28 protein-coding genes and 1 pseudogene are annotated in these 25026 nt (G+C 71.5%); 8 read left to right on the plus strand and 21 right to left on the minus strand.

From position 1 onward, the window contains the following. Positions 1–13 precede the first annotated feature (13 nt). The gene (locus tag VFO68_RS29515) at positions 14–727 is read left to right on the plus strand and encodes a M15 family metallopeptidase (RefSeq protein WP_325161708.1); all 714 of its coding nucleotides are present in this window, start codon (positions 14–16) and stop codon (positions 725–727) included. Positions 728–735: 8 nt separating this feature from the next. Here the strand turns inward: VFO68_RS29515 and VFO68_RS29520 are convergent, their stop codons facing one another. Then, the gene (locus VFO68_RS29520; RefSeq protein WP_325161709.1) at positions 736–1794 is read right to left on the minus strand and encodes a M48 family metallopeptidase; all 1059 of its coding nucleotides are present in this window, start codon (positions 1792–1794) and stop codon (positions 736–738) included. A 95-nt stretch (positions 1795–1889) separates the two neighbouring features. Here VFO68_RS29520 and VFO68_RS29525 point away from each other — a divergent pair, with 95 nt between their 5' ends. The 3 genes from VFO68_RS29525 to VFO68_RS29535 are packed head-to-tail and all read left to right on the plus strand — an operon-like array spanning position 1890 to position 4523. Then, a complete protein-coding gene (locus tag VFO68_RS29525; protein ID WP_325161683.1) occupies positions 1890–2426 on the plus strand; it encodes a YbhB/YbcL family Raf kinase inhibitor-like protein in 537 nt (178 codons plus the stop codon). 1 nt (position 2427) lies between these two features. After that, positions 2428–3828, plus strand: a complete 1401-nt coding sequence (locus VFO68_RS29530) for a mycothione reductase (RefSeq protein ID WP_325161684.1) — start codon at positions 2428–2430, stop codon at positions 3826–3828. Positions 3829–3830: 2 nt separating this feature from the next. Further along, complete coding sequence (locus VFO68_RS29535; protein WP_325161685.1) at positions 3831–4523, plus strand: hypothetical protein; 693 nt, start codon at positions 3831–3833, stop codon at positions 4521–4523. Here the strand turns inward: VFO68_RS29535 and VFO68_RS29540 are convergent, their stop codons facing one another. From VFO68_RS29540 to dxr, 8 genes are all read right to left on the minus strand, one after another. After that, on the minus strand, positions 4524–4904 hold the full coding sequence (locus tag VFO68_RS29540) for a type II toxin-antitoxin system VapC family toxin (RefSeq protein WP_325161686.1): 381 nt from the start codon (positions 4902–4904) through the stop codon (positions 4524–4526). After that, positions 4904–5164: a type II toxin-antitoxin system Phd/YefM family antitoxin gene (locus tag VFO68_RS29545; RefSeq protein WP_325161687.1), complete on the minus strand. Its 261-nt coding sequence runs from the start codon at positions 5162–5164 to the stop codon at positions 4904–4906. The genes VFO68_RS29540 and VFO68_RS29545 overlap by 1 nt, the downstream gene beginning before the upstream one ends. A gap of 38 nt (positions 5165–5202) precedes the next feature. Beyond that, a complete protein-coding gene (gene map / locus VFO68_RS29550; protein ID WP_325161688.1) occupies positions 5203–6060 on the minus strand; it encodes a type I methionyl aminopeptidase in 858 nt (285 codons plus the stop codon). A 33-nt stretch (positions 6061–6093) separates the two neighbouring features. Next, a complete protein-coding gene (locus VFO68_RS29555; protein ID WP_325161689.1) occupies positions 6094–7911 on the minus strand; it encodes a penicillin-binding transpeptidase domain-containing protein in 1818 nt (605 codons plus the stop codon). A gap of 66 nt (positions 7912–7977) precedes the next feature. Further along, positions 7978–8829: a GNAT family N-acetyltransferase gene (locus VFO68_RS29560; RefSeq protein ID WP_325161690.1), complete on the minus strand. Its 852-nt coding sequence runs from the start codon at positions 8827–8829 to the stop codon at positions 7978–7980. A gap of 80 nt (positions 8830–8909) precedes the next feature. Beyond that, complete coding sequence (gene ispG, locus VFO68_RS29565) at positions 8910–10043, minus strand: flavodoxin-dependent (E)-4-hydroxy-3-methylbut-2-enyl-diphosphate synthase (RefSeq protein ID WP_325161710.1); 1134 nt, start codon at positions 10041–10043, stop codon at positions 8910–8912. Between the two features lie 43 nt (positions 10044–10086). Beyond that, on the minus strand, positions 10087–11310 hold the full coding sequence (locus tag VFO68_RS29570) for a site-2 protease family protein (RefSeq protein WP_325161691.1): 1224 nt from the start codon (positions 11308–11310) through the stop codon (positions 10087–10089). Positions 11311–11312: 2 nt separating this feature from the next. Next, complete coding sequence (gene dxr, locus VFO68_RS29575; protein WP_325161692.1) at positions 11313–12548, minus strand: 1-deoxy-D-xylulose-5-phosphate reductoisomerase; 1236 nt, start codon at positions 12546–12548, stop codon at positions 11313–11315. A gap of 60 nt (positions 12549–12608) precedes the next feature. Between dxr and VFO68_RS29580 the strand changes: the two genes are divergently transcribed. Both VFO68_RS29580 and VFO68_RS29585 read left to right on the plus strand, forming a co-directional pair. Then, positions 12609–12869 (plus strand): DUF2631 domain-containing protein, encoded by a 261-nt coding sequence (locus tag VFO68_RS29580; RefSeq protein ID WP_325161693.1) that lies wholly within the window; start codon positions 12609–12611, stop codon positions 12867–12869. Between the two features lie 78 nt (positions 12870–12947). After that, a complete protein-coding gene (locus VFO68_RS29585) occupies positions 12948–13445 on the plus strand; it encodes a carbonic anhydrase (protein WP_325161694.1) in 498 nt (165 codons plus the stop codon). Between the two features lie 7 nt (positions 13446–13452). Here the strand turns inward: VFO68_RS29585 and rlmN are convergent, their stop codons facing one another. Genes rlmN through VFO68_RS29600 form a run of 3 tightly spaced genes read right to left on the minus strand, consistent with a single transcriptional unit; the run spans position 13453 to position 16156 of the window. Then, positions 13453–14559, minus strand: coding sequence for a 23S rRNA (adenine(2503)-C(2))-methyltransferase RlmN (gene rlmN / locus VFO68_RS29590; protein WP_325161695.1), 1107 nt, complete (start codon positions 14557–14559; stop codon positions 13453–13455). A gap of 29 nt (positions 14560–14588) precedes the next feature. After that, a complete protein-coding gene (locus tag VFO68_RS29595) occupies positions 14589–15806 on the minus strand; it encodes an RNA polymerase sigma factor (RefSeq protein WP_325161696.1) in 1218 nt (405 codons plus the stop codon). Further along, a complete protein-coding gene (locus VFO68_RS29600; RefSeq protein ID WP_325161697.1) occupies positions 15803–16156 on the minus strand; it encodes a YciI family protein in 354 nt (117 codons plus the stop codon). Before VFO68_RS29600 ends, VFO68_RS29595 begins: the two co-directional genes overlap by 4 nt. A 168-nt stretch (positions 16157–16324) precedes the next feature. Between VFO68_RS29600 and VFO68_RS29605 the strand changes: the two genes are divergently transcribed. Further along, positions 16325–16987 carry a PadR family transcriptional regulator gene (locus VFO68_RS29605; RefSeq protein WP_325161698.1) on the plus strand — a complete coding sequence of 221 codons (663 nt, stop codon included), beginning with the start codon at positions 16325–16327 and terminating at the stop codon, positions 16985–16987. Here VFO68_RS29605 and VFO68_RS29610 read toward each other — a convergent pair. The 7 genes from VFO68_RS29610 to rpsB form a co-directional block, all read right to left on the minus strand. Further along, a complete protein-coding gene (locus VFO68_RS29610; protein WP_325161699.1) occupies positions 16984–18081 on the minus strand; it encodes a threonine aldolase family protein in 1098 nt (365 codons plus the stop codon). The two genes, VFO68_RS29605 and VFO68_RS29610, sit on opposite strands and share 4 nt — an antisense overlap. Before the next feature lie 13 nt (positions 18082–18094). Further along, a complete protein-coding gene (locus VFO68_RS29615) occupies positions 18095–18799 on the minus strand; it encodes a class I SAM-dependent methyltransferase (RefSeq protein WP_325161700.1) in 705 nt (234 codons plus the stop codon). Next, a complete protein-coding gene (locus VFO68_RS29620; RefSeq protein ID WP_325161701.1) occupies positions 18799–19671 on the minus strand; it encodes a phosphatidate cytidylyltransferase in 873 nt (290 codons plus the stop codon). The genes VFO68_RS29615 and VFO68_RS29620 overlap by 1 nt, the downstream gene beginning before the upstream one ends. Before the next feature lie 24 nt (positions 19672–19695). Then, a complete protein-coding gene (gene frr / locus VFO68_RS29625) occupies positions 19696–20253 on the minus strand; it encodes a ribosome recycling factor (protein WP_325161702.1) in 558 nt (185 codons plus the stop codon). Next, positions 20250–20996 (minus strand): UMP kinase, encoded by a 747-nt coding sequence (gene pyrH, locus VFO68_RS29630; RefSeq protein WP_325161703.1) that lies wholly within the window; start codon positions 20994–20996, stop codon positions 20250–20252. The genes frr and pyrH overlap by 4 nt, the downstream gene beginning before the upstream one ends. Positions 20997–21113: 117 nt before the next feature. Next, positions 21114–21929 carry a translation elongation factor Ts gene (gene tsf / locus VFO68_RS29635; protein WP_325161704.1) on the minus strand — a complete coding sequence of 272 codons (816 nt, stop codon included), beginning with the start codon at positions 21927–21929 and terminating at the stop codon, positions 21114–21116. Positions 21930–22019: 90 nt separating this feature from the next. Further along, positions 22020–22853: a 30S ribosomal protein S2 gene (rpsB, locus tag VFO68_RS29640; protein WP_325161705.1), complete on the minus strand. Its 834-nt coding sequence runs from the start codon at positions 22851–22853 to the stop codon at positions 22020–22022. A 362-nt stretch (positions 22854–23215) separates the two neighbouring features. Between rpsB and VFO68_RS29645 the strand changes: the two are divergent. Further along, positions 23216–23626: pseudogene (locus VFO68_RS29645) on the plus strand (peptidoglycan DD-metalloendopeptidase family protein); the annotation flags it as partial. Between the two features lie 111 nt (positions 23627–23737). On the opposite strand, the gene VFO68_RS29650 reads toward VFO68_RS29645, so the two are convergent. Both VFO68_RS29650 and VFO68_RS29655 read right to left on the minus strand, forming a co-directional pair. Next, positions 23738–24646, minus strand: a complete 909-nt coding sequence (locus tag VFO68_RS29650; RefSeq protein WP_325161706.1) for a FliA/WhiG family RNA polymerase sigma factor — start codon at positions 24644–24646, stop codon at positions 23738–23740. Beyond that, on the minus strand, positions 24621–25026 hold a 406-nt coding region (locus tag VFO68_RS29655; protein WP_325161707.1), incomplete at its 5' end, for a tyrosine-type recombinase/integrase. The genes VFO68_RS29655 and VFO68_RS29650, both read right to left, overlap by 26 nt.

Here is a 25026-nt window from a genome sequence, read left to right on the forward strand (position 1 = left end):
GGCGGCACCGAGCATCCCGACGCCACCGGCCCCCGCCTGGCGGGTCGGCGCCACGCCGCTACCGCTGCGCCCGGACGGCTTCGGCCAGGTGCTGCCCACCCCGCCGGTGCTGGCCGGCCGCAACCTGCCGACCGTCGACCGGCTGCCGCCGCCCGCGGACGGGAGGTACGCGGCCACCGTGCGCCCGGTGCCGGCCGAGGTGCTCGCCCGCAGCACCTGGCAGCCGCGCTGCCCGGTGGCCGCCACCGACCTGCGCTACCTGACGATGGCGTTCCACGGTTTCGACGGCCGGACGCACACCGGCGAGATGATCGTCAACGCCCGCGCGGCCGACGCGGTCACCACCGTGTTCGGCAAGCTGTTCGCCGCCGGCTTCCCGATCGAGGAGATGCGGGTGACCGGCCCCGAGGAACTGACCGCCGCGCCTACCGGGGACGGCAACAACACCGCCGCGTTCGTCTGCCGGCCGGCGGTGAACCAGACCCGGTGGTCGGCCCACGCGTACGGCCTGGCCATCGACGTGAACCCGTTCTGCAATCCCTACAGCAAGGGCGATCTGGTGCTGCCCGAGCTCGCATCGTCCTATGTGGACAGAAGGAACGTCCGACCCGGCATGGTGTTCGCGGGCGACGGCATCGTGCGGGCGTTCGCCGCGATCGGGTGGAGCTGGGGCGGCACCTGGACCACCCCGCGCGACCTGCAGCACTTCACCGCCACCGGCACCTAGGAAAGCCGTCAGGTGGTGCGTTCCTCGCCGTCGGTCGGCTCGCTGTCGCCCCGCGCACCGAACCGGCTGAACACCCGGCCGGCCGCGTCCGACAGCGACTCGCCCACGTCGCTGAGGATCTTCACCAGCGGGTCGGTCGACTCGGACCACGAGTCCCGGTAGGACTTCGCCGCCGACTTCAGGTCGTCACCCCAGCTGCTGGACGGAGCGTCGTCGGCGCGGCGCAGGTACTCCCCGGCCAGGATCGTCCGGTACTCCTCCGAGGCCGCCCACTTCTGCAGCTGCGCCGCGCGCACCACCGCCAGCGGGTGGGTCATCCAGGTGACGTAGCGCAGTTTGTGGATGCTGTCCCGGATGTCGTCCACCGACTCGTACTCGCTGGCCTGCTGCAGGAACGAGGGCACGTCGATCTCGCCGGCCGAGGTGCCGCCGGCCAGCATCACGTGCACCCGCAACGCCGCCTGCGGGTCCTGGCCGCACAGCAGCCCGGCCCGGTCGCAGGACAGCTCCGCCTTGCGGTACCACTCGAACAGCGCGACCAGGATGGCCCGCAGCCCCATCGCCCCGACCGCCATCCAGGACAGGCTCTGCTGCAGGCCCATCAGCACGTCGATCATCGTGCGGTACACCGCGTGGCCGGACAGCACGTGACCCATCTCGTGGCCGATCACGAACCGCAGGCCCTCGGTGTCCAGCGCCTCCACCATGCCGCTGCTGATCAGGATGTACGGCTCGTCGATGCCGATCGTGCGGGCGTGCACCTGCGCGTCGCGGTACACGAACAGGTTCGGCATCGTGTCGAGGTCCAGCGTCTCGGCGCACTCGTTGCGCAGCCGGTACAGCGTCGGGAACTGGTTCTCGCCGACCCGGATCGCCGAACCGAGCACCATCAGCCGGCCGCCGCGCTCCTGCCAGAACCCGGCAACCGACCTCAACACCGCGGCGAAGCTCGGCACCGTGCGCAGCGTGGCCAGCGCGCCCCGGTCGGCCGGATGCTCATACGCCCGCGGGCTGATCCCAGGAAAACGCACCCGGTGCGAGCGCTCGATCGAGCTGTCTTCGGTCACGGCCATCCCCCTGTCCTTGGTCCTGGGGCCAGACTAGGGGAACTCACTAGAGTTGAACCGTCCGTCGTGAAGATCATTGAGGAGGAGACCCGGCGATGAGCCTCGAGCGTCCCGTCGCACCAGACCCGTACGAGTTGCTGCCCGCGGCCGGCTCGTTCTCGGTGACCTCGACCGATGTGGCCGACGGTGATCAGCTCGCGCTGACCTACGTCCACGACAGTGCCGGGGGCGAGAACCGGTCCCCGCAGCTGTCCTGGAGCGGGTTCCCGGCCGAGACCAAGAGCTTCGTGGTGACCTGTTTCGACCCCGACGCGCCCATCCCGTCCGGGTTCTGGCACTGGGTCGCGGTGAACCTCCCGGTCTCGGTCACCGAACTGCCCACCGGCGCCGGCGCCGACGACGCGAGCCTGCCGGGCGGCGCTTTCCACGTCCGCAACGACATGGGCAGCAAGAACTACGTGGGTTCCGCGCCGCCGCAGGGCGACATGCCGCACCGCTACTACTTCGTGGTGCACGCGGTCGACGTGGAGGCGTTGGACGTCACCGGCGACGCCACCCCCGCGGTGGTCGGGTTCAACCTGGCCTTCCACACCCTGGCGCGGGCCGTCATCACGCCGACCTACCGGCACTGACGTGCCGCACTACGACCTGGTCATCATCGGCACGGGCTCGGGCAACTCGATCCTGGACCCGCGCTTCGCCGGCTGGGACGTGGCCATCGTCGAGAAGGGCGTGTTCGGCGGAACCTGCCTGAACGTCGGCTGCATTCCCACGAAGATGTTCGTGCACAGCGCCGACGTCGCCAACACGCCGCGCGGCGCCGCCCGGCTGGGCGTCGACGAGACGCTCACCGGGGTGCGCTGGACCGACGTGCGGGACCGGATCTTCGGCCGGATCGACCCGATCGCCGCGGGCGGCCGGGACTACCGGATGAACCACCCGGACAACGCCAACGTCACCGTGTACGAGGGGCAGGCCCGGTTCACCGGCGAGCGCCGGCTCGAGGTCACGCCCAACTCCGGCGCCGGACCGGTGCCGCTGACGGCCGACCGGGTGGTGCTCGCCGCGGGCAGCCGGCCCCGGGTGCCCGACATGGAAGGCATCACCGAGACCGGCTATCACACCAGCGACACGGTCATGCGGCTGGCCGAGCTGCCGTCCAGCATGATCATCGTGGGCACCGGGTTCGTGGCCGCCGAGTTCGCCCACGTGTTCTCCGCGTTCGGGGTCGCGGTCACGCTGATCGGCCGGTCCGGCGCGCTGCTGCGGCAGGAGGACGTCGACATCAGCAACCGGTTCACCGAACTGGCCGCGCAGCGGTGGGATGTTCGGCTCAACCGCAAGGAGACCGGCGTCGAGCGGACCGCGGACGGGCAGGTGCTGCTGCACCTCGACGGGCCGGCCGGGCCGGAGACCGTGCGGGCCGACGACCTGCTGCTGGCGGTGGGCCGGGTGCCCAACGTCGACCTGCTCGACGTGACCGCGGCCGGCGTGGACCTGACCGAGGACGGTTACGTTGCGGTGGACGACTTCCAGCGCACGACGGCCGACGGGGTGTGGGCGCTGGGCGACATCTGCTCGCCCCGCCAGCTCAAGCATGTGGCCAACCACGAGGCTCGGGTGGTGCAGCACAACCTGTTGCACCCGGACGCGCCGGTCGCCGCCGACCGCCGGTTCGTGCCGCACGCGGTGTTCACCTCGCCGCAGATCGCCTCGGTCGGTCTGACCGAGCAGGAGGCGGTGCTGCGCGACGTCCCGTTCGTCGTGTCCACACAGGACTATTCGGGCATCGCCTACGGCTGGGCGATGGAGGACACCACCGGGTTCGCCAAGCTGCTCGCCGACCCCGGCACCGGGCAGCTGATCGGCGCGCACATCCTGGGCCCGCAGGCCTCCACCCTGATCCAGCCGCTGATCCAGGCGATGTCCTTCGGGTTGGACGCCACCGCGATGGCCCGCGGCCAGTACTGGATCCACCCGGCGCTGCCCGAACTGGTGGAGAACGCGTTGCTCAACCTGCCGTTGGGCGGTTAGCCGTGCCCGCCGACACGATCGTGCTGGTGCACAGCCCGTTCCTCGGGCCGGCCAGCCTGCGCCCGCTGGCCGACGCGCTGGCCGCCGACGGCCACCAGGCGGTGCTGCTGGACCTGCGGCCGAGCGTGGTGACGCCGCCGGTGCACCAGGTGCTGCTCGGGGTGTTCGCCGACGTGCTCAGCGACGCGGCGCTGGCCGGCCCGGTGGTGCTGGTCGGCCACAGCGGCGCCGGACCGCTGCTGCCCGCGTTCGCCGACACCCTCGAGGACTCCGTGACCGGGCTGGTGTTCCTCGACGCCGGCCTGCCCACGCCGGGCCGCAGCTGGCGCGACACCGTGCCCGCCGAGCTCTACCTGCGGCTGCGGGACCGCACCCGGGAGGGCCTGCTGCCGCGCTGGCCGCTCTGGTTCGAACCCGACCCGCTGGCCACCCTGGACCCCGCGCTGCGTGCCGAGATCGCCGACGAGGCCCCCGAGGTGCCGATCGCGTTCCTCAAGGAGGCCCGCCCGGACGTGGAGTGGACCGGCCCCTGCGGCTACGTCGCGCTGAGCCCCGCCTATGCCGAAGACCTCGACCAGGCGCAGGCCCTCGGCTGGCCCGTGGTCAGCCTGGACACCACCCACCTCGCCCCCGCCACCGACCCCGACCCGGTCGCGCGCGCCATCCTCGAGGTCATGGCCCGGATGCGCGCCTGATCAGCCCGCCGGCATCGTGCGCACGTCGTAGGCACGGAGCATCCGATCCGAGGTGAGCAAGGTCAGATCCTCGAAGCGCGCCTGGGCGACCAGGATGCGGTCGAACGGGTCCTTGTGATGCATGGGCAAGCTGCGCACCTCGAAGCTGTGCGCCATCGTCACCGGCAGCTCCTGGAAGCTCGAGGCCATCAACTGCTGTTCCAGGTCGTCCGGCGCCTGCACCTTGCCGATCGCCTGTTTTGTACAGATCTCGAACGCGCTCACCGCCGAGACCAGCACATCGTTGTCCGCGTTCGTGATCGCCTGCGTGGCGTCCGCACCCAGGCGACGGTCGGCGAACAGCCACCACAGCAGGACCTGCGTGTCCAGCAGGAGGCGCATCAGTCGTCCTCCGGGAACGCGGCACCCTCGTAGAAGAGATCGATGATCTCCTGGGGCGTGTCGTCGAAATCGGGAGCGATCCACCCCTTGCCCTTCCAGGCCCCGGGGACTCGATTGACCGGTTGGCGTTGCAGCGGGACCAGCCGGGCGACCGGGCGGCCGTTGCGGGCGATGATGATCTCCTCGCCGGCCGCGGCCTGGTCGACGAGCTGGGAAAGCCGGGTCTTGGCTTCGTAGATGTTCACCTGCTCGGAAGGCACACCCGAAGTGTAGGCCGGGTTGGTCTGGTCCGACCAGGTCACGGAAGGGTGAGGATCTCCGGCTCGCCGTCGGTGATGAGGATGGTGTGCTCGAACTGGGCGGTCCAGCTCTTGTCCTTGGTGGTGGCGGTCCAGCCGTCGGGCCACATGTCGTGCTCGATGGCGCCGAGGGTGATCATCGGCTCGATGGTGAAGGTCATGCCCGACTCGATCAGCCGCTCGTCGGCGGGGTGGTCGTAGTGGTGGATGACCAGGCCGCTGTGGAACGACCGGCCGATGCCGTGGCCGGTGAAGTCCCGGACCACGCCGTAACCGAACCGCCGGGCGTAGGACTCGATCACCCGGCCGATCACGTTCAGCGCCCGCCCCGGCCGGGCCGCCCGGATCGCCCGCATGGTGGCCTCACGGGTGCGCTCGACCAGCAGGCGGGCCTCCTCGGCCACGTCGCCGGACAGGAACGTCGCGTTGGTGTCCCCGTGCACCCCGCCGATATAGGCGGTCACGTCGATGTTGACGATGTCGCCGTCCTCGATCCGGGTGGAGTCCGGGATGCCGTGGCAGATCACCTCGTTGAGGGAGACACAGCAGGACTTCGGGAAGCCGCGGTAGCCCAGCGTCGAGGGGTACGCGCCGTGGTCGAGCAGGAACTCGTGGATCACCGCGTCGATGTCGTCGGTGAGCGCGCCCGGCTTGACCGCCTTGCCGCCCTCCTCAAGCGCCCGGGCGGCGATCCGCCCGGCCACCCGCATCGCCTCGATGACCTCGGGTGGCTGCACGTCGGGCTCGGTGTTGCGGGCCGGCGCCGGCTTGCCGACATACTCCGGCCGCGCGATGTGCGCCGGAACCGAACGGCGGGGCGTCTGGACACCGGACTTCAGCGGGGCACGAACGGGCATGCCTCCACCCTACGACGCCCCCGCCACCGCGCTTCAGCCCAGCGCGCCCAGGAAGCGCGCGGCGGCCTGGACGGCGGTGCCGGACTGGCCGGCGTCGGTGATCAGCACCGCGAACGCGACGTCGCCCTGATAGCCGGCGAACCAGCCGTGCGAGTGCGTGCCGTCCCCGAACTGCGCGGTCCCGGTCTTGCCCCGCACGTCCGCCAGCCCGCCAAGGGCCCCGGCCGTGCCGCCGGTCACCACCTCGCGCATCATCGCGCGCAGCGCGTCCAGGACCGGCTGCCCGAGCGGCTCCGGCGAGTTGTCCGCCTTGGTCTCGACGCCGCGCACCAGCACCGGTTTGGGCATGCTCCCGCTGGCCACGGTGGCCGCCGCGAGCGCCAGGCCGAACGGGCTGGCGGTCACCTTGCCCTGGCCGAACCCGTCCTCGGCCCGCTCCACCTTGCGGTCGGCCGGCGGCACCGACCCGGTCACCGTGGTGATGCCGGGCACCACGAAGTCCACCCCGATGCCCAGCTTGCGGGCGCTGTTGGTGAGCGCGTCCGGCGGCAGGTCCACGGCCAGCGTGGCGAACGTGGTGTTGCACGAGAACGCGAACGCGCTGTGCAGCGGGATGGTCCCCTTGTCGAACTTTCCGCTGTTCGGGATGACCCGGCCGTCCACGGTGGTGGTGCCGGGACAGCCGACCGGCGTGTCCGCGGTGACCTTCCCGGCCTCCAGCGCGGCCGCCGCGGTGGCGATCTTGAAGGTCGAGCCGGGCGGGTACTGGCCCATCAGCGCGGGTGCGCCGCCCTGGTCGGCCGCCGGGTTCTGGGCCACGGCCAGCAGCTCACCCGTGGACGGCTGGATGGCCACGATCATCGCGGCGGTCGGGGCCGGCGCGACCGCCGCCTGGGCGGCGTTCTGCACCCGCCGGCTCAGCGTCGCGGTGACCGCGTCGGCCGGCTCGGCGGCCTTGGCGTGCAACTCCTCGATCTCCTTGCCGGACGGGTCGACGGTCACCACCCGCCAGCCGGACCTGCCGGCCACCTGGCCCTCGACGAACTTGCGGATACCCGGCAGCACCTGCGGCGCGAACGCCCGGTCGGCGGCCAGCAGCCGGGGTCCCGAGGTGAACCGCACCCCGGGCAGGTCGTAGATCGTCGGCTTGACCGCCTCGTAGTCGTTGTCGCGCAGCGCCGCCACCTGGTACGGCGTCCCCTCCGGCAGCTTCGCGGACTCGTCCAGGATCAGCTGTTGGGTGATCGTGTTGTCGAACCCGGACAGCGCCGCGGCCAACTTGCCGGCCACCGCGGCGGCGTCGCCGGCCTTCTTCGGCTCGAACAGCACCGAGACCACCCGGTCCGGCTCGAGCAGCACCTCGCCGTCCCGGTCCAGCACCGGGGCCAGGGTCGGCTGCTGGACCTGCAACGCGATCGACTGCTGCTCGGCAAGCTTGGGGTGCAGCACGGTGGGCGTCCAGTGCACCCGCCAGGTCTCGTCGGAGCGCCGCAGCTCGGCCTGGGCCTGGTAGGACCACTTGCGGTTGGAGCCGAGGTCCCAGTTGAGGGTGTAGAACGCGGTCGCGGTCGAGGCGTCCTCCGGCGCGTCGACCTTCTGCAGGTCGGCGGTGACCGCGGCCGGCTTGAGGCCCTGCCGGACCTGGTCCATCAGCTTGCGGGCGGAGTCCTCGGCGTCGGTCTGGCGGGACGCGTTGGCGGCGTCCCCGGCGGCGAAGGTGGCCAGGAACTCCCGCGCGGCCGCGTCCGGACCCGGCGCGTCCGAGCCGAACAACCCGCAGGCCGAGATCGGGACCAGGACCGCGAAGGTGATCAGTCCGGCACCGGTCCGGCGAAGCTTCTGAAGGCGCACGGCGGCGAGTATGCCCGCATCGGTGCCGCATTCAGGTGAGGTGCACCGAATCCGCGCGAATTCTCCTCAGAACAGGACGGTCGCGTACTCGCCGACCTGACCGAACCCGATCTTGCGGTAGGCCGCCTTGGCCACCACGTTGTAGGAGTTGACGTACAGGCTCGCGGTCCGGCCCATGCCGCGCACCAGCCGGTCCACCACGGCTGCCGTGCCCGCCGCGCCCAGTCCGTGCCCGCGCCGGTTGGGCCGCACCCACACGCCCTGGATCTGCCCGACCGAATGGGACAGCGCGCCGATCTCGGCCTTGAACACCACCTCGCCGCCCTCGAACCGGGCGAACGCGCGACCGGTCGCGATCAGCTCGGCCACCCGGGCGCGGTAGCTCACGCCGCCGTCCCCGGCGCGCGGGTCGACGCCGACCTCCTCGATGAACATGGCGACCGCCGCCGGCAGGTAGCGGTCCAGCTCATCCGGCCGCACCGGACGGACCAACGGGTCGGGCCGCACCCTCGGCTCACCCATGGTGGCCATCAGCGGCTGCTCCGCGCGCACCTCCCGGGCCGGCCCCCAGTCCAGTTCCAGCTCCGACCAGATGCCCAGCACCTGTTCGGACGGACCGACGACCGAGGAGCAGATCCGCCGCCGGGACAGCGCCCGGTCGGCGAACGCACGCAGCGCGGACCGGCTGCCACGCAGCGGGATCAGGTTCGGGCCGGCGAAGCACAGCGCGTCGAGCCGGCTGGTGCGGCCACGCGGCTCACACCCCCACAGCTCGCCGCCCAACCGCCACGGATCGAGGCCGAGGGCGTCGATCCGCGCGGAAACCATGCAGGACCCGACCGGGTCGGCCGCGAGCGCGGCACGCACCGCGGCGCGATCACGCTCGTCGAGCAACCGCGCTCCAGCAAGGCGCAACACGTCCTCAAGCCTGCCAGATGAACCGCGGTTTGCGAAAAGTCGACGCCCAACCGTGGCCGGCCGGCTTCCGGGCGAAACGCTCAGCTGACCGTGACGACCGGCGCACCGGCGCCGGCGGCCTCGCCGGCCTCCTCGGCGATGCGCATGGCCTCCTCGATCAGGGTCTCCACGATCTGGTGCTCGGGCACGGTCTTGATCACCTGGCCCTTGACGAAGATCTGGCCCTTCCCGTTGCCGGAGGCCACGCCGAGGTCGGCCTCGCGGGCCTCGCCCGGGCCGTTGACCACGCAGCCCATGACCGCCACCCGCAGCGGCACCTCCATGCCCTCCAGGCCCGCGGTCACCTCGTCGGCGAGCTTGTAGACGTCCACCTGAGCCCGCCCGCAGGACGGGCAGGAGACGATCTCCAGCTTGCGCGGGCGCAGGTTGAGCGACTGCAGGATCTGGGCGCCGACCTTGACCTCCTCGACCGGCGGCGCGGACAGCGAGACCCGGATCGTGTCGCCGATCCCCTGGCGCAGCAGCGCGCCGAACGCCACCGCCGACTTGATCGTGCCCTGGAACGCCGGGCCGGCCTCGGTGACACCGAGGTGCAGCGGGTAGTCGCACTGCTCGGCGAGCAGTTCGTAGGCGCGGATCATGACCACCGGGTCGTTGTGCTTCACCGAGATCTTGAGGTCGTGGAAGTCGTGCTCGGCGAACAGGCCCGCCTCCCACAGCGCCGACTCGGCCAGCGCCTCCGGGGTGGCCTTGCCGTACTTCTTCAGCAGCCGCGGATCCAGCGAGCCGGCGTTGACGCCGATCCGGATCGGCGTGCCGTGGTCGCGAGCGGCGGCGGCGATTTCGGCCACCTTGTCGTCGAATTTCTTAATGTTGCCCGGGTTGACCCGTACGGCGGCACAGCCGGCCTCGATCGCGGCGAAGACGTATTTCGGCTGAAAATGGATGTCGGCGATCACCGGGATTTGCGACTTGCGGGCGATGGCCGCCAGCGCGTCCGCGTCGTCCTGGGAGGGGCAGGCCACCCGGACGATGTCGCAGCCGGCCGCGGTCAGCTCTGCGATCTGCTGCAGGGTGGCGTTGACGTCGGCGGTTACCGTCGTGGTCATCGACTGGACCGAGATCGGGTGGTCGCTACCGACCCCGACCCGGCCCACCTGCAGTTGCCGGGTCTGCCGGCGGGGCGCCAGAACCGGCGCGGGGGCAGCCGGCATTCCCAGCATGATGCTATCCGTCACGGAATCCAGGCTACTGGTGCTACTGACCGATTCGAATTGGGTTGACCAGGTCAGCGGTGACTGTGAGTAGAACCACGGCGCCACCGATGAGAATCACAACCATCGTCACCGCGGTCAGCTTGGTGTAGTCGACCGGACCACCGGGACCCTTGCCGCGCGCCCGGCGCACCATGTCCCGGACCTTCTCGTACAGCACGATCGCGATGTGCCCGCCGTCCAGCGGCAGCAGCGGCAGCAGGTTGAACACGCCGACGAAGAAGTTCAGGCTGGCCAGCAGCAGCACGAACAGCTCCCACACGCCGGCCTCGACCGCGTCGCCGCCGATGATGCTGGCGCCCACCACGCTGACCGGGGTGTCCGGATCCCGCTCCCCGCCGCCGATCGCCTCGATCACCTTCGGGATCTTCTGCGGGAACGCCAGCAGGCCCTCCCAGGTGCGAACGAACATGTCGCCGGTGAAGCCGGCCGCGCCGGCCAGCCCGCCCAGTGGGCTGTAGTGGTAGACCGGGGTGCTCTTCACGCCGATCGCGCCGACGTTGACGATCTTGTTGTCGTCGCCGCCCAGCTTCGCGCCGGGCGCCACCCGCCGCACGGTCGGGACGTCCACGACCAACGCGCGCTCGACCCCGTCCCGGCTGACCACGATGGTGTGCTCGCCGCTCAGGTTCTGGATCTTGGTGACCACGTCCGACCAGGTCGGGGTGCGCTGGCCGTCGACGCTGATGATCTCGTCGCCGCTCCGGATGCCGGCCTCGGCGGCCGGCGACCGGTCACCAGGCCCGCAGGGGGCGTACTCGAACGTCTTCGGGTCCTGGCTGGGTGCCGCGCAGGCGGTCTCGCTGACCACCGGGGTTCCGGCGATGTTGGGCAGGCCCATGCTGATCGCCATGAAGTACAGGATCAGGAAGCCGAGCAGGAAGTGCGACGCCGAGCCGGCGGCGAGCACCACGACCCGCTTCCACACCGGGTAGCGCCACATCGCGCGCTCGGACTCGTCCGGGGTCACCTCGTCCATCGCGGTCATGCCGGCGATGTCGCAGAAGCCGCCGAGCGGGATCGCCTTGAGCCCGTACTCGGTCTCACCCCGGCGGAACGACCAGACCCGGGGACCGAAGCCGATGAAGTAGCGCCGCACCTTCATGCCGAAGGACTTGGCCGCGTACATGTGACCGGCCTCGTGCAGCGCCACGGAGATGCAGATGCCGAGCGCGAACAGCACGACGCCGAAGAGCCACGCGAGCACGTTCAATCCCTTCCCAGCCGGACGGCGTCGACGGAAAGCAGTTCCCGCGCGTGGGCCCTGGCCCACTGCTCGGCCGCCAGCACTTCCTCGACATCACGCGGGTCCGCTCGCCAACCATCCGCGTCGTCGAGTACCCGGCTCACAGTCTCCACGATCGCTGTGAAGCTGGCGTCGTGTTCGCGGAACGCGGCGACCGCTTCCTCGTTCGCCGCGTTGTAGATCGCCGGCAGCAACCCGCCGGCCTCGCCGGCCTGCCGGGCCAGCCGCACCGCCGGGAACGTGTCGTGGTCCAGCGGCTCGAACGTCCACGCGGTCGCCTCGCCGAACGCGCAGGCCGCCGCCGCCCCCGGCACCCGCTCCGGCCAGCCCAGCGCCAGCGAGATCGGCAGCCGCATGTCCGGCGGGCTGGCCTGGACCAGCGTGGAACCGTCGGTGAAGGTGACCATCGAGTGCACGATCGACTGCGGGTGCACCACCACGTCGATGCGGTCGTAGGGCACCCCGAACAGCAGGTGCGCCTCGATCAGTTCCAGGCCCTTGTTCACCAGCGTGGCCGAGTTGATCGTGATGACCGGGCCCATCGCCCAGGTCGGGTGGGCCATGGCCGCCTCGACGGTGACCCCGGCCAGTTCCTCCGGCCGGCGGCCGCGGAACGGCCCGCCGGAAGCGGTGATCACCAGCCGGTCCACCTCGCGGGGCCCGCCGCCGCGCAGGCACTGGGCGATGGCCGAGTGCTCGGAGTCCACCGGCACGAGCTGGCCGGGCCGGGCGGCCCGCAGCACCAGCGGCCCGCCGGCGATCAGGGACTCCTTGTTGGCCAGTGCCAGCGTCGCGCCCGTGGCCAGGGCGTGCAGGGTGGGCCGCAGGCCGAGGGAGCCGGTGACCGCGTTGAGCACCACGTCCGCCGGGGCGGTGTCGATCAGTTCGAGCACCGCGTCCGGACCGGTCAGCAGCCGCGGCATGGCGAACTCGCCGCGCTCGTAACCGCGCCGGCCGGCCTCCGCGTAGAGCGCGAGCCGCACGTCCTCGGCCGAGGTGGACCGGGTGAGCGCCACCGCGGGCGCGCCGAACCGGATCGCCTGCGCCGCCAGGGCTGCCGGGTCGCTCCCGCCCGCGGCCAGACCCGCCACATGGAACCGGTCGGGGTTGGCCGCGACCACGTCGAGGGCCTGGGTGCCGATGGAGCCGGTGGACCCGAGCACGAGGACGCCCCGGCGGTGCGGGGTGGGATCAGTCATCGCTCACATTGTCCCCGATACGATGATGCCGGCAGTCACCGGAGCGGAGGGTGGACGAACGTGGCAGGCAAGGAGCTCGAGAAACGGCCGGCGACGACCGTCTCCCCGCACGACGAGCCGTCCGCCGAGTGGGGCTGGCACGGTGGGTTCCCCCGGGGCACCCGGATCGCCGGCTGGTTCACCGCGGCCGTCATGTTCCTGATGCTGATCGGCAACCACGTCGGCGAGACCGAGAACCTCTGGCTGATCGGCATCGGCGTCGCGATCGTCGTCGCGCTGATCGCCGATCTGGTCCGCTCGCGCACCGCCTGGCGCAGGTAGCGCCGGCCTTCACCCGGTCGGGCGTCCGCTTCGTGGACGCCCATTGCGGGCCCGGTCGATCCGACCTTGACTCGACCCATGTCAGTCACGGACGAACTGCTCGCCAACAACGCCCGGTACGCCGAGTCGTTCGGCGGACCCCTGCCCCTGCCGCCCGCCAAGCACCTGGCCGTGGTCGCCTGCATGGACGCCCGGATCAACGTGCACGCCGTGCTCGGTCTCGCCGAAGGCGACGCGCACGTCATCCGCAACGCCGGCGGCGTGATCACCGAGGACGAGATCCGGTCGCTGGCGATCAGCCAGCGCCTGCTCGCCACCCGGGAGATCATCCTGATCCATCACACCGACTGCGGCATGCTCACCTTCACCGACGACGAGTTCAAGAAGTCCATCCAGGACGACACCGGCATCAAACCCGCCTGGGCCGCCGAGTCCTTCACCGACCTGGAAACCGACGTCCGCCAGTCCGTCGCCCGCATCAAGGCCAGCCCCTTCGTCCCGCACACCGACGCCATCCGCGGGTTCGTCTTCGACGTGGCCACCGGCCGGCTGAACGAGGTCAGCGCGGCGGGTTGACCGGCCGTCAGCCCTGCGCGGCGAGCTGTCCGCAGGCGGCGGCGATCTCCTGGCCGCGGGTGTCCCGGACGGTGCAGGGGACGCCCGCGGCGTTGACGCGCCGGACGAACTCGCGCTCGACGGGCTTCGGGCTGGCGTCCCACTGGCTGCCCGGGGTGGGGTTGAGCGGGATGACGTTGACGTGCACCAGGGCGCCCAGGTACTGGTGCAGCAGTTGGCCGAGCAGGTCGGCCCGCCACGGCTGGTCGTTGATGTCGCGGATCAGCGCGTACTCGATGGACACCCGGCGGCCGGTGCGCTCGGCGTAGTGCCGGGCGGCGGCGAGCACCTCGGCCACCTTCCACCGGGTGTTCACCGGCACCAGGGTGTCCCGCAGCTCGTCGTCGGGCGTGTGCAGCGACACCGCCAGCGTCACGGCCAGGCCCTCGTCGGCGAGCTTGTGGATCGCCGGCACCAGCCCGACGGTGGAGACCGTCACCGACCGCTGCGAGATCCCCAGCCCGGCCGGGGCGGGGTCGCAGATCCGGTGCACGGCGGCGATCACCCGCCGGTAGTTGGCCAGCGGCTCGCCCATGCCCATCAGGACCACGTTGGACAGCCGGACCGGGCCGCCGCCGAGCCGACCGTCCCGGGCCGCGGCTGCGGCCAGCCGCACCTGCTCGACGATCTCCGCGGTGGACAGGTTGCGGGTCAGGCCGCCCTGACCGGTGGCACAGAACGGGCAGGCCATCCCGCAGCCGGCCTGGCTGGACACGCACACCGTGGCCCGGTCCGGGTAGCGCATCAGCACGCTCTCCACCAGGGTTCCGTCGTGCGCCCGCAGCAGCGCCTTGCGGGTGGCGCCCTCGTCACAGGTCAGCGCCCGGACCTCGGTGAACAGCCGCGGCATCAGCTCGCCGACCAGCCGCTCCCGGCTCGCCGCCGGGATGTCGGTCATCGCCTCGGGGTCGACGGTCAGCCGGCCGAAGTAGTGGTTGGACAGCTGCCTGGCCCGAAACGGCCGCTCGCCCAGCTCGACCACCGCCGCCTGGCGCTCCTCGGCGGAGAGGTCCACCAGATGGCGCGGCGGCAGGCCGCGCTTGGGCGCGTCGAAGACAAGGGGAAGCGAGGTCATGGTCCGCCCATTGTCCCATGACCTCGCGGTCAGTCCTCGGCGAGTGCGGCCCGGGCGCGGTCCAGGAACCGGCGTTGCGCCTGGTTTCCGGTGCGCTCGCGAGCCGCCGCGTAGGCCGCCGCGGCCTCGCGGGTGCGGCCGAGCCGGCGCAGCAGGTCGGCGCGGACGGCGTGGAAGACGTGGTAGCCGGCCAGGTCGAGGTCATCCACCAGCGGCAACGCCGCCGCCGGACCGTCGACCTCGGCCAGCGCGACCGCGCGGTGCAGGGCCACCACCGGCGTCGGGGTCAGCGCGTGGAGCTGGTCGTAGAGCCGCAGGATCTGCGGCCAGTCGGTGGCCGCGGCGGTGGGCGCGTCGGCATGCACGGCGTTGATCGCCGCCTGCACCTGGTACGGGCCCGGGGTGTTGCGCCGCAGGCAGGCCCGCACGATCCGCTGGCCCTCGGCGATCAGGCGGCGGTCCCAGCGGGACCGGTCCTGGTCGGACAGCAGCACCAACTCGCCGTGCGGGGTGGTGCGGGCGGCCCGGCGGGACTCGATCAGCAGCATGAGCGCGAGCAGCCCCAGCGCCTCGGGCTCGTCGAGCATCAGCTCGGTCAGCAGCCGGGCCGACCGGATCGCCTCGGCACACAGGTCCGCCCGGACCAGGGCATCGCCCGCGGTGGCCGTGTAGCCCTCGTTGAAGATCAGATAGAGCACCGCGAGCACGGCCCGCAGCCGCCCGGGCAGATCCTCCTCGGCCGGAACCCGGTACGGGATGCCGGCGTCACGGATCTTGCCCTTGGCCCGGACCAGCCGCTGCGCCATGGTCGGCTCGGAGACCAGGAACGCGCGGGCGATCTCGGCGGTGGTCAGGCCGCCGAGCAGCCGCAGGGTCAACGCGACCTGGGCCGCGGGCGCCAGCGCGGGGTGGCAGCAGGTGAAGATCAGGCGTAGCCGGTCGTCGCGCACCGCACACTCCTCCACGGGTTCGTCCGGGACGTGCAGCCGGGCGGCCTCGGCGTGCCGGTCCGGCCGGACGGCCTCCCGGCGGTGCCGGTCGATCGCCCGGTTGCGGGCCGTCGTGATGATCCAGGCCGCCGGGCTGGGCGGTGGGCCGGTGGCCGGCCAGCGGTCCACGGCCACGGCGAACGCGTCCTGGACCGCCTCCTCGGCGGCGTCGATGTCGCCGCAGACGCGAACCAGGACGGCCACCGCGCGGCCGTACTCCGCCCGGAACACCCGCTCGATCTCGGTCGGACCGGTCACCAGGGCGGGTCCTGGAACGGCCGCACCTCGATCGGCAGGCCGATCACCGTGGCGAACCGGCGGCCCCAGGCCAGCGCGGCGTCCAGGTCGGGCGCGGCGACGATGGTGAAGCCGCCCAGGAACTCCTTGCCCTCGACGTAGGGGCCGTCGGTGACCAGGACGTCGCCTTGGTCGTCGGCGCGCAGCACGGTGGCGGTGCTCGGCGTGTGCAGCGCCCCGGCGAACACCCACGCCCCGGTGGCCCGCAACTCCTCGTGCAGCGCGGTGAGGTCGTGGAACACCCGCTCGAGGTCCTCGGGCGGCGGCGGCTCGCCCTCGGGCTGGTAGACGCTGATCAGGTACTGCTTCATCGGTCGTCCTCCTGTGTCGCTGGGCCGATCCTTCCGCCCGCTCACCTCCCATACGAACCGCCCTCCGCCGGATCGACAGGCCGTCCAGAAATTTTGCACGACTGTCCTGGTTGCATCGTGATAGGTTCCGATATATCGTTACTGAGACGACAACGAGAGGAGCGCACGATGCGTACCCGATTCCGACCAGCCCACGGACCGTTCGCCCCCGGTCCGTTCGATGACCCCGGGGCCGAGTTCGGCCACCACGGCTTCCCACCGCGACCACCCATGCCACCGGGACCACCCGGCATGCCGTTCGACTTCGGCGGCTGGGGCTGGGGCCAGCAGCGGCGCGGCCGCGGACCCGGCCGGCGCAGCCGCCGGGGCGACGTGCGAGCGGCCATCCTGGCGCTACTCGCCGAACGACCCATGCACGGCTACGAGATGATCCAGGAGATCACCCAGCGCAGCGGCGGGATCTGGCGGCCGAGCCCCGGCTCGGTCTACCCGACCCTGCAGCTGCTGGCCGACGAGGGCCTGGTCGCCAGCACCGAGGGCAGCGGCAGCAAACGGCTCTTCGAGCTGACCGACGAGGGCCGGACGGCGGCCGAGGGGCAGGACCGCCCGCCCTGGGAGCAGATCGCCCAGGACCAGGACCCGGACGACGTCAGCCTGCGCACGGCCATCGGCCAGCTCATGGGCGCCGCCTTCCAGGTCCACCACGCCGCCACCGGCACCCAGAAGACCCGCGCGATCGCCGCGATCAACCAGGCCCGCCGGGAGATCTACGCCATCCTCGGCGAGATCGACGACCCGTCCGACGAGCCCGACGAGCCCGACGAGGATTAGGCCCCATCCCGCGGATCTGTGCGGGAAGCCCGTGCCCCATCAACAGCTCGGTTCAGGACCTCGGTGAGGAGGTCCACTGCCTCCGTGTCGCTGACCTCGTCCAGCTGCGCGGAGGCGGTGATCTCCATGGCGCACCAGCCCGGCGTGGGCAGCTGCCAGACGTAGCGGGGCAATGCCAACCCGGTCTCGGCCCGCAGCCGCTTCACCGCCACCGTGACCGCCTGCGGGTCGGCCTCCAGGTGCAGGTGGAACATGTGCGTCTGCGGCGGGTCCGGGACGACCCGCACGCCGGGCACCTCGCGTAGCGCAGCGGCCAGCTCGCCGGCCCGGTTGGCGAACTCCGCCATCCGGGGCAGCAGCTCGTCCAGCCCGCGCTCGGCGGCATAGGCCATCGGCCAGAACCGGTCCACGTTGCCGCCGAGCCGATCCCGCCACAAGCAGGCGTGCTGGATGAAGTCCTGCTCCCCGGCGAGCACCGCGCCCGCGATGCCGGAAAGTCCTTTGTAGAGCGACACGTACACCGTGTCGAACAGCGCGGCGATCTCCGCATACGGCCGGCCGTAGAACGGCTGGGCCTCCCACAGCCGGGCGCCGTCCATGTGCACCGCCGCCCCGCGCTCACGCGCCCATTCGGTCTGCGCGACCAGATCCTCCCAACTGGGCAGCCGGCCGCCGATCTCCCGCTGCGGCAACTCCAGCAGCAGCGCCGCGACCGGCTCGCGCAGGGCCGCCAGGTCCGCGAGGGTGATCAGCGAGTTCGGGTCGCCGACCAGCGCGGAACTCAGGCCGTGCACGACGGCGTAGCCCTTCTGCTCGTGCAGTTCCAGATGGCAGGTCGGGTGGAAGGCCACCGAGCGGACTCCGCGGCGGTCGGCGTGCAGGCGCAGGGCGACCTGCTGTGCCATCGCCCCGGACGGGAACATCGCGGCCGCCGGTTTGCCGAGCAGATCGGCGATCCGCTGTTCGAGCCGCGGCACCGCGTCGGTCTCCAACTCGTCCGGCACGACCCGGTCCAGCAGGGCCGGCAGCACGCGGTCGGGTTGACGCCGCACGGTTCCGGTCGAGACGAACCGGACCCCGGGTTCAGAAGGCACGCGCCGAGGCTACTCAGCGTTTGACGATCAACCCAGCCGATTTGCGCCGGGTCAGCACCCGGTAGCCCACCGGGAACTCCAGCCCGCGCACGTCGCCGAGCGCCCGGGCCGCCACCGCCGCGGAGAACTCGATCCCCAGCACCGCCACCAGGCTGGCCCGGTCGGCGAACCGCCACCGGGTCCGCACCCGCTGGCAGTCGAAGCCGGCGCGCTCGAAGAACGCGTCCACCTCGGCCGGTCGGTACCGGGGCAGGTCGGCCCGCAGCCAGTCGCCGTACGGCGCGACCGTGGCGTCCAGGTCGACGATCGCCAGCATGCCGTCCGGGCGCAGCACCCGATCGGCCTCGAGCAGCCCCGGCCGGCAACCCGACCCGAAGAAGTACGCGGTCCGGGCGTGCACCAGATCGCAGCTCGCGTCCGGCACCGGCAGCCGCTGGGCCGAGCCGGACAGCACCCGCACCGCGGGGTCGCCGGCCACCCGGGCCCGCGCCCGGGCCACCAGCGGACCGTGCGGCTCCACGCCGGTCACCCGGCGTGCGGTGGCGGCGAACCTCGGCAGGTGGAAACCGGTGCCACACCCGACGTCCAGCACGTCCCGGCCGGACCAGTCGTAGGCCCGGGCCAGCGCCGCCCAGATCGCCCCGTCGACGTCCTGCGCCCGGTTCTCGACCTCGTAGATCTCCGGCCAGTGCCAGATGTTCGGGCTGGGTACGGACATCAGCCCGGGATGAACAGCCGCAGCAGCAGCCAGGACACCACGGCCGAGGGCAGCAGCGAGTCCATCCGGTCCATCAGACCGCCGTGCCCCGGCAGCAACGCACCCATGTCCTTGATCCCCAGGTCGCGCTTGATCAGCGACTCGACCAGATCACCGAGGGTCGCGGTGAGCACCAGCGCCGCGCCGAACAACGCCCCCTGCCACCACTGGCCGGGCAGCAGCAGGGTCAGGCAGAGGATCCCGGCCACGATGCCCGCGGTCATCGACCCGGCGAAGCCCTCCCAGGACTTCTTCGGGCTGATCGCCGGGGCCATCGGATGCCGGCCGAACAGCACCCCGGCGATGTACCCGCCGGTGTCCGAACTGACCACCAGGATCAGGAAGCACAGCACCCGGGCCGTGCCGTCCGCCGGCACCACCATCATCGCCGCGAAGGACGCGAACAGCGGCACGTAGGCGGCGGTGAGCACCGAGGCGGACAGGTCCCGCACGTAGCCGGCCGCGCCCTGCCCGAGCCGCCACACCATGCACGTCAGCACCGTCAGCACGAACGCGGCCAGCACTCCGTTGCGCCCGAACGGCCAGGACAGCCACACCATCGCCTGCCCGCCGATCAGCACCGGCCACAGCGCGATCCGGATGCCGCCGGCCCGGTTGAGCGCACCGGCGAGCTCCACCGTGGACACCGCGACCGCCGCGGCGACGATGCCGACGAAGATCTCCCGGACGGTGAGCAGCGCGACCAGCAGGCCGGCGCCGAGCAGCACACCGACCGCGATCGCCGCCGGCAGGTTGCGACCCGCCCGGGACGCCTTCGGCGCCGGTGGCGGGGTTACCGCGTCGGGCCCCGGCTCCGTGGACGTCCCGGTCATGCTGACGCACCCACGGGTTGCGCACTAAACCTCAAGAAGCTCGGCTTCCTTGTGCTTGACCAACTCGTCGACCTGCGCGACGTACTTGTCGGTGACGTGCTGCAGTTCCTTCTCCGCGCGCACCACGTCGTCCTCGCCTGCCTCGCCGTCCTTGTTGATCCGGTGCAGTTCCTCGTTGGCCTTGCGGCGCACGTTGCGGATCGCGACCTTGGCGTCCTCGCCCTTGTGCTTGGCGACCTTGACCATCTCCCGGCGCCGTTCCTCGGACAGCTGGGGGATGATCACCCGAATGATCGTGCCGTCGTTGCTCGGGTTCACGCCGAGGTCGGAGTTGCGGATGGCCTTCTCGATCGCCCCCAGCTGGCTCTGGTCGTACGGCTTGATGACGACCATGCGGGCTTCCGGGATGTTGATGCTGGCCATCTGGTGGATCGGGGTCGGGGAACCGTAGTAGTCGACGTGAATGCGGTTGAACATGGCGGGGTTGGCTCGCCCGGTGCGCACCGCGGTGAGCTCGTCCTTCGCCACCGAGACCGCCTTTTCCATCCTCTCCTCAGCGTCGAGGAGTGTTTCGTCGATCACAGTGTCTGCTCCTTAGGGGTGCTGACCAACGTACCGATCCTCTCACCACGAACCGCCCTTGCGATGTTGCCCTCGGTGAGAAGGTTGAAAACGATGATCGGCATGTCGTTGTCCATACAGAGGCTGAACGCCGTCGCGTCGGCGACCTTCAGGCCCTTCTCCAGGACTTCCCGGTGGGTGATGTGATCGAACATCTTGGCTTCCGGATCGAACTTCGGGTCCGCCGTGAAGACCCCGTCCACCTCCTTGGCCATCAGCACGACCTCGCAGCCGATCTCCAGCGCACGCTGCGCGGCCGCGGTGTCGGTGGAGAAGTAGGGCATGCCGACCCCGCCGGCGAAGATGACGATGCGCCCCTTCTCCAGGTGCCGCTCGGCGCGGCGCGGGATGTAGGCCTCGGCGACCTGGCCCATCGTGATCGCCGTCTGCACCCGGGTGTCGATCCCGAGCTTCTCCAGAAAGTCCTGTAGCGCCAGGCAGTTCATCACGGTGCCGAGCATGGCCATGTAGTCGGCCCGGTCCCGGTCCATGCCGCGCTGGGACAGCTCCGCACCCCGGAAGAAGTTCCCGCCACCGATCACCACGGCCATCTGCACGCCGTCGCGCACCACCGCCGCGATCTGCCGGGCCACCGCCTGCACGACATCCGGGTCGACGCCGACCTTCCCGCCGCCGAACATCTCGCCGCCCAGCTTGAGCAGCACCCGCCGGAAGCTGCGGACCGGCCCGCCGTTCTCGGTCATGAGATCTCCCCGCAGACCAGCTGATCCAGTCTCACTCATGGGGCCTCCTCTGCGCGTCCAACGGTGGATATGGGAAAGGGCGGGGTTGCTGCAGTGGCAACCCCGCCCCTCCCAGAGTCACGCCTGGCCGACCTCGAACCGGGCAAACCGGGAGACCGAGACACCGGCCTCGTCGAGGACCGCCTTCACGGTCTTCTTGGCGTCCTGCACCGAGGACTGCTCGAGCAGCACCGCGTCCTTGAAGAACCCGTTGACCCGACCCTCGACGATCTTGGGCAGCGCCTGCTCGGGCTTGCCCTCCTCGCGGGCGGTCTCCTCGGCGATGCGGCGCTCGGTGGCCAGCACGTCCTCGGTGACCTCGTCCCGGGTGACGTAGCGCGGCTTCATCGCGGCGATGTGCATCGCCGTGCCGCGCGCCGCCTCGGCGGACTCGCCGGTGTACTCGACCAGCACGCCCACCGACGGCGGCAGGTCCGTGGCCCGCCGGTGCAGGTACACGGCCACCGGGCCGTCGAAGGCCACCACGCGCCGCAGCTCGAGCTTCTCGCCGATCTTGGCGGACAGCTCCTGCACCGCGTCGGCGACCGTGCCGGAGCCGAGCGGAGCGCCCTTGAGCGTCTCGACGTCGGTCGCGCCGGTCTCCTTCGCGACCGCCACGATCCGCGTGGCCAACTCCTGGAAGTCGGCGTTCTTGGCGACGAAGTCGGTCTCGCAGTTCAGCTCGACCATGACCCCGCCGTCGGCGGCGACCAGCCCGTTGGCGGTGGACCGCTGGGCCCGCTTGCCGACGTCCTTGGCCCCCTTGATGCGCAGGAACTCAACGGCCTTGTCGAAGTCACCGTCAGCCTCTTCGAGCGCCTTCTTGCAGTCCATCATGCCGGCGCCGGTGAGCTCACGGAGCCGCTTGACGTCGGCCGTGGTGTAGTTCGCCATCGTCTGTGCTTTCTTTCCCTCTGTCTGTGGGTTGCTTGTGCGGTGCGAACCGTCCCGGCCGCCCGACGGGCGACCGCGGACGGTCGTGGGTCAGGACTCCGAGCGTTCGGCGGCGACCTGCTCGCCGGCCCCGGCGTTGGCGCCGGTGAGCAACTCCTGCTCCCACTCGGGCAGCGGTTCGTCGGAGCCGACCGGCTGCGGCTTGTCCTCGCCCTCGGGGACGCCGTTGCGGGCGCCGGCCCTGGCGATCAGCCCGGCGGCGGCGGCCTCGGCGATCACCTTGGTGAGCAGCGCGGCCGAGCGGATCGCGTCGTCGTTGCCCGGGATCGGGTAGTCGACCTCATCCGGATCGCAGTTGGTATCCAGAATGGCCACCACCGGGATGTTCAGCTTGCGGGCCTCGCCGACGGCGATGTGCTCCTTCTTGGTGTCCACGATCCACACCGCGCTGGGCACCTTGGCCATGTCCCGGATACCGCCGAGGGTGCGCTCGAGCTTGTCCTTCTCCCTGGTCAGCATCAGGATCTCCTTCTTGGTGAGACCCTGGAACCCGCCGGTCTGCTCCATCGCCTCGAGCTCCTTGAGCCGCTGGAGGCGCTTGTGGACAGTGGAGAAGTTGGTGAGCATTCCGCCGAGCCAGCGCTGGTTGACGAACGGCATGCCGACCCGGAGGGCCTCGTTGGCGATGGCCTCCTGCGCCTGCTTCTTGGTGCCCACGAACAGAACCGACCCGCCGTGCGCGACGGTCTCCTTGACGAACTCGAAGGCCCGGTCGATGTAGGTCAGGGTCTGCTGCAGGTCGATGATGTAGATGCCGTTGCGCTCGGTGAAGATGTAGCGCTTCATCTTCGGGTTCCAGCGCCTGGTCTGGTGCCCGAAGTGCACGCCCGAGTCGAGCAGCTGCTTCATGGTGACTACGGCCATGGCCGGTATGCACCTCTTCTGTATGGCCCGCCGGGCGTCCGCCTCGGCGTGCGGCGTCGGTTGTCGCGGAGCTCCGGTGGAGCACCGCCCTGGTGTCCTGCCGGCCACCGGACCCACCGAGGTCGCGAGGACGCTCGTCTGGGACCGCCGGGTGCCGTGTAGTTCCGCCGGGGAATGAACCCCACCGAGGACGCAGTGACACGCGAAGTCGCCCTGTGTCGCCACAGGTCGCGGTCGCAGTGTACGCGGTCGGACCTCCGAACCGACAATCGGGGATCCTGGTTGTCCACAAGGTCGCCGACCTGTCCACAGCCCGGCCGTCAGCCCTGGCCGGCGGCCTGGTCGCGGCGCATCGTCGGCCCATGCGTCTGGCCCGCCTCACCCACCCGGCCCTGGCCCTGCTCCTGGTCAGCGCGCCGCTCCCGAGCGCCCCGCCGCCGGCCGCCGCCCCACCCGCCGCGACCCCGGCCCGCGGGTTCGCCTGGCCGCTGGCGCCACCGCACCCCGTGCTGCGCCCGTTCGACCGGCCGCCGGCGCCCTGGGCGGCCGGTCATCGCGGGGTCGACCTGGGCGGCTCGCCGGGCGAGGCGGTGTTCTCGGCCGGTGCCGGCACGGTCGTCTTCGCCGGCCGGCTGGTGGACCGTCCGGTGATCTCGGTCGACCATCCGGGCGGACTGCGCACCACCTACGAGCCGGTCACGCCCGTGGTGGCCGCCGGTGCCACGGTCGGGCGGGGTCAGCTGCTCGGCCACCTCGAGGCCGGGCACGCCGGCTGTCCCCAGCCGGCCTGCCTGCACTGGGGTCTGCGCCGGGGCCCGGAGTACCTCGACCCGCTCGGTCTGCTCGGCCCGCACCACGTGCGGCTGCTGCCCCGCACCGGGTCATCACAGCTCGGCGCGCTCCAACAGCTTGGCCCGCAGCCGAAGTACCGCCCGGGTGTGCAGCTGGCAGACGCGGGACTCGGTCACGCCGAGGACCTTGCCGATCTCGGCGAGGGTGAGGTTCTCGAAGTAGTACAGGGTGACCACGATCCGGTCACGTTCCGCCAGATGGGCGATGGCCTCGGCGAGCTGGCGACGGTTGTCCTGGTCGACCAGCAGGGCGACCGGGTCGGGGGCGGCCTCGTCCTCGAGGGTGTCCGCGAGCGAGGTCGAGCCGCGCCCGGCAGCCGCCAGCTCGTCCAGCGCCACCACGCTGGTGAGTTGCAGCTGCAGGTAGATCTCCCGCAACTCTTCGAGGGTCAGGCCCAGCTCATCGGCGAGCTCCGAGTCGGTCGGGGTCCGCCGCAGCCGCGCGCCGAGCCGCTCCAGCGCCCGCTCCACCTCCCGGGCCCGCCCACGCACCGATCGCGGCACCCAGTCCTGGGCCCGCAGGTCGTCCAGGATCGCCCCGCGGATGCGCTGCATGGCGTAGGTCTCGAACTTCAGGCCGCGCTTCGGCTCGAACTTCTCGATCGCGTCGACCAGGCCGAAGATCCCCGACTGGATCAGGTCCGCCATGTCGACGTGCGCCGGCAGACCGGTGCCCACCCGGCCGGCGACGTACTTGACCAGCGGCGCGTAGTGCAGCACCAGCCGGTCGCGCAGGCGCTGCTGGCGGCCCTCGCCGAAGCGCCGCCACAGCGCCACGATGCCCGCCTCGATCTCGCCGAAGGTGCGCTGGTCGCCGGGCAGAATGCCGGCCGCGGGCCGGTCGTTGACCGGCCGGTGCCCGTTGCCCGCCGTCACCGTCGAGGGCGCGCGCGTCCAGGAACCTTCCCCGACGTAGTCAGGAGCGGGGGTGGGCTCGGTCATGGATCGCCTTCAGCCGTTCGACGGTCACGTGGGTGTATAGCTGGGTGGTAGCGAGCGTAGCGTGACCAAGCAGTTCCTGGACGCTACGAAGGTCCGCTCCCCCGTCGAGCAGGTGGGTCGCGGCGGTGTGCCGCAGACCGTGCGGACCCATGTCAGGCGCCTCGGGCACCGCGCCGAGGGCGTCGTGCACGACCCGGCGAACGCTGGCGGGCTGGAACCGCCCGCCCCGCGCGCCGAGCAGCAGGGCCGGCGGGGAGCCCGGGCGGGCCAGTGCCGGGCGCCCGGCGGCCAGCCAGTCCCGGACGGCCCGCTCGGCCGGCACGCCGAACGGCACCGTGCGCTCCTTGCCCCCCTTACCGAGCACCCGGACCACCCGGCGT

This window comes from Actinophytocola sp. (assembly GCF_035712165.1).
Taxonomy (GTDB): Bacteria; Actinomycetota; Actinomycetes; order Mycobacteriales; family Pseudonocardiaceae; genus DASYTH01.

Bases quoted from the DNA above. Each gene is read 5' to 3' on its own strand.
- VFO68_RS29540 (WP_325161686.1), bottom strand. From the start codon at position 4,904: ATGCGCCTCCTGCTGGACACGCAGGTCCTGCTGTGGTGGCTGTTCGCC.
- ispG (WP_325161710.1), bottom strand. From the start codon at position 10,043: ATGCCGGCTGCCCCCGCGCCGGTTCTGGCGCCCCGCCGGCAGACCCGG.
- dxr (WP_325161692.1), bottom strand. From the start codon at position 12,548: ATGACTGATCCCACCCCGCACCGCCGGGGCGTCCTCGTGCTCGGGTCC.
- VFO68_RS29585 (WP_325161694.1), top strand. From the start codon at position 12,948: ATGTCAGTCACGGACGAACTGCTCGCCAACAACGCCCGGTACGCCGAG.
- pyrH (WP_325161703.1), bottom strand. From the start codon at position 20,996: ATGACCGAGAACGGCGGGCCGGTCCGCAGCTTCCGGCGGGTGCTGCTC.
- rpsB (WP_325161705.1), bottom strand. From the start codon at position 22,853: ATGGCCGTAGTCACCATGAAGCAGCTGCTCGACTCGGGCGTGCACTTC.
- tsf (WP_325161704.1), bottom strand. From the start codon at position 21,929: ATGGCGAACTACACCACGGCCGACGTCAAGCGGCTCCGTGAGCTCACC.
- map (WP_325161688.1), bottom strand. From the start codon at position 6,060: ATGCCCGTTCGTGCCCCGCTGAAGTCCGGTGTCCAGACGCCCCGCCGT.
- VFO68_RS29605 (WP_325161698.1), top strand. From the start codon at position 16,325: ATGCGTACCCGATTCCGACCAGCCCACGGACCGTTCGCCCCCGGTCCG.
- VFO68_RS29525 (WP_325161683.1), top strand. From the start codon at position 1,890: ATGAGCCTCGAGCGTCCCGTCGCACCAGACCCGTACGAGTTGCTGCCC.
- VFO68_RS29650 (WP_325161706.1), bottom strand. From the start codon at position 24,646: ATGACCGAGCCCACCCCCGCTCCTGACTACGTCGGGGAAGGTTCCTGG.
- VFO68_RS29620 (WP_325161701.1), bottom strand. From the start codon at position 19,671: ATGACCGGGACGTCCACGGAGCCGGGGCCCGACGCGGTAACCCCGCCA.
- rlmN (WP_325161695.1), bottom strand. From the start codon at position 14,559: ATGACCTCGCTTCCCCTTGTCTTCGACGCGCCCAAGCGCGGCCTGCCG.
- VFO68_RS29615 (WP_325161700.1), bottom strand. From the start codon at position 18,799: ATGTCCGTACCCAGCCCGAACATCTGGCACTGGCCGGAGATCTACGAG.
- VFO68_RS29600 (WP_325161697.1), bottom strand. From the start codon at position 16,156: ATGAAGCAGTACCTGATCAGCGTCTACCAGCCCGAGGGCGAGCCGCCG.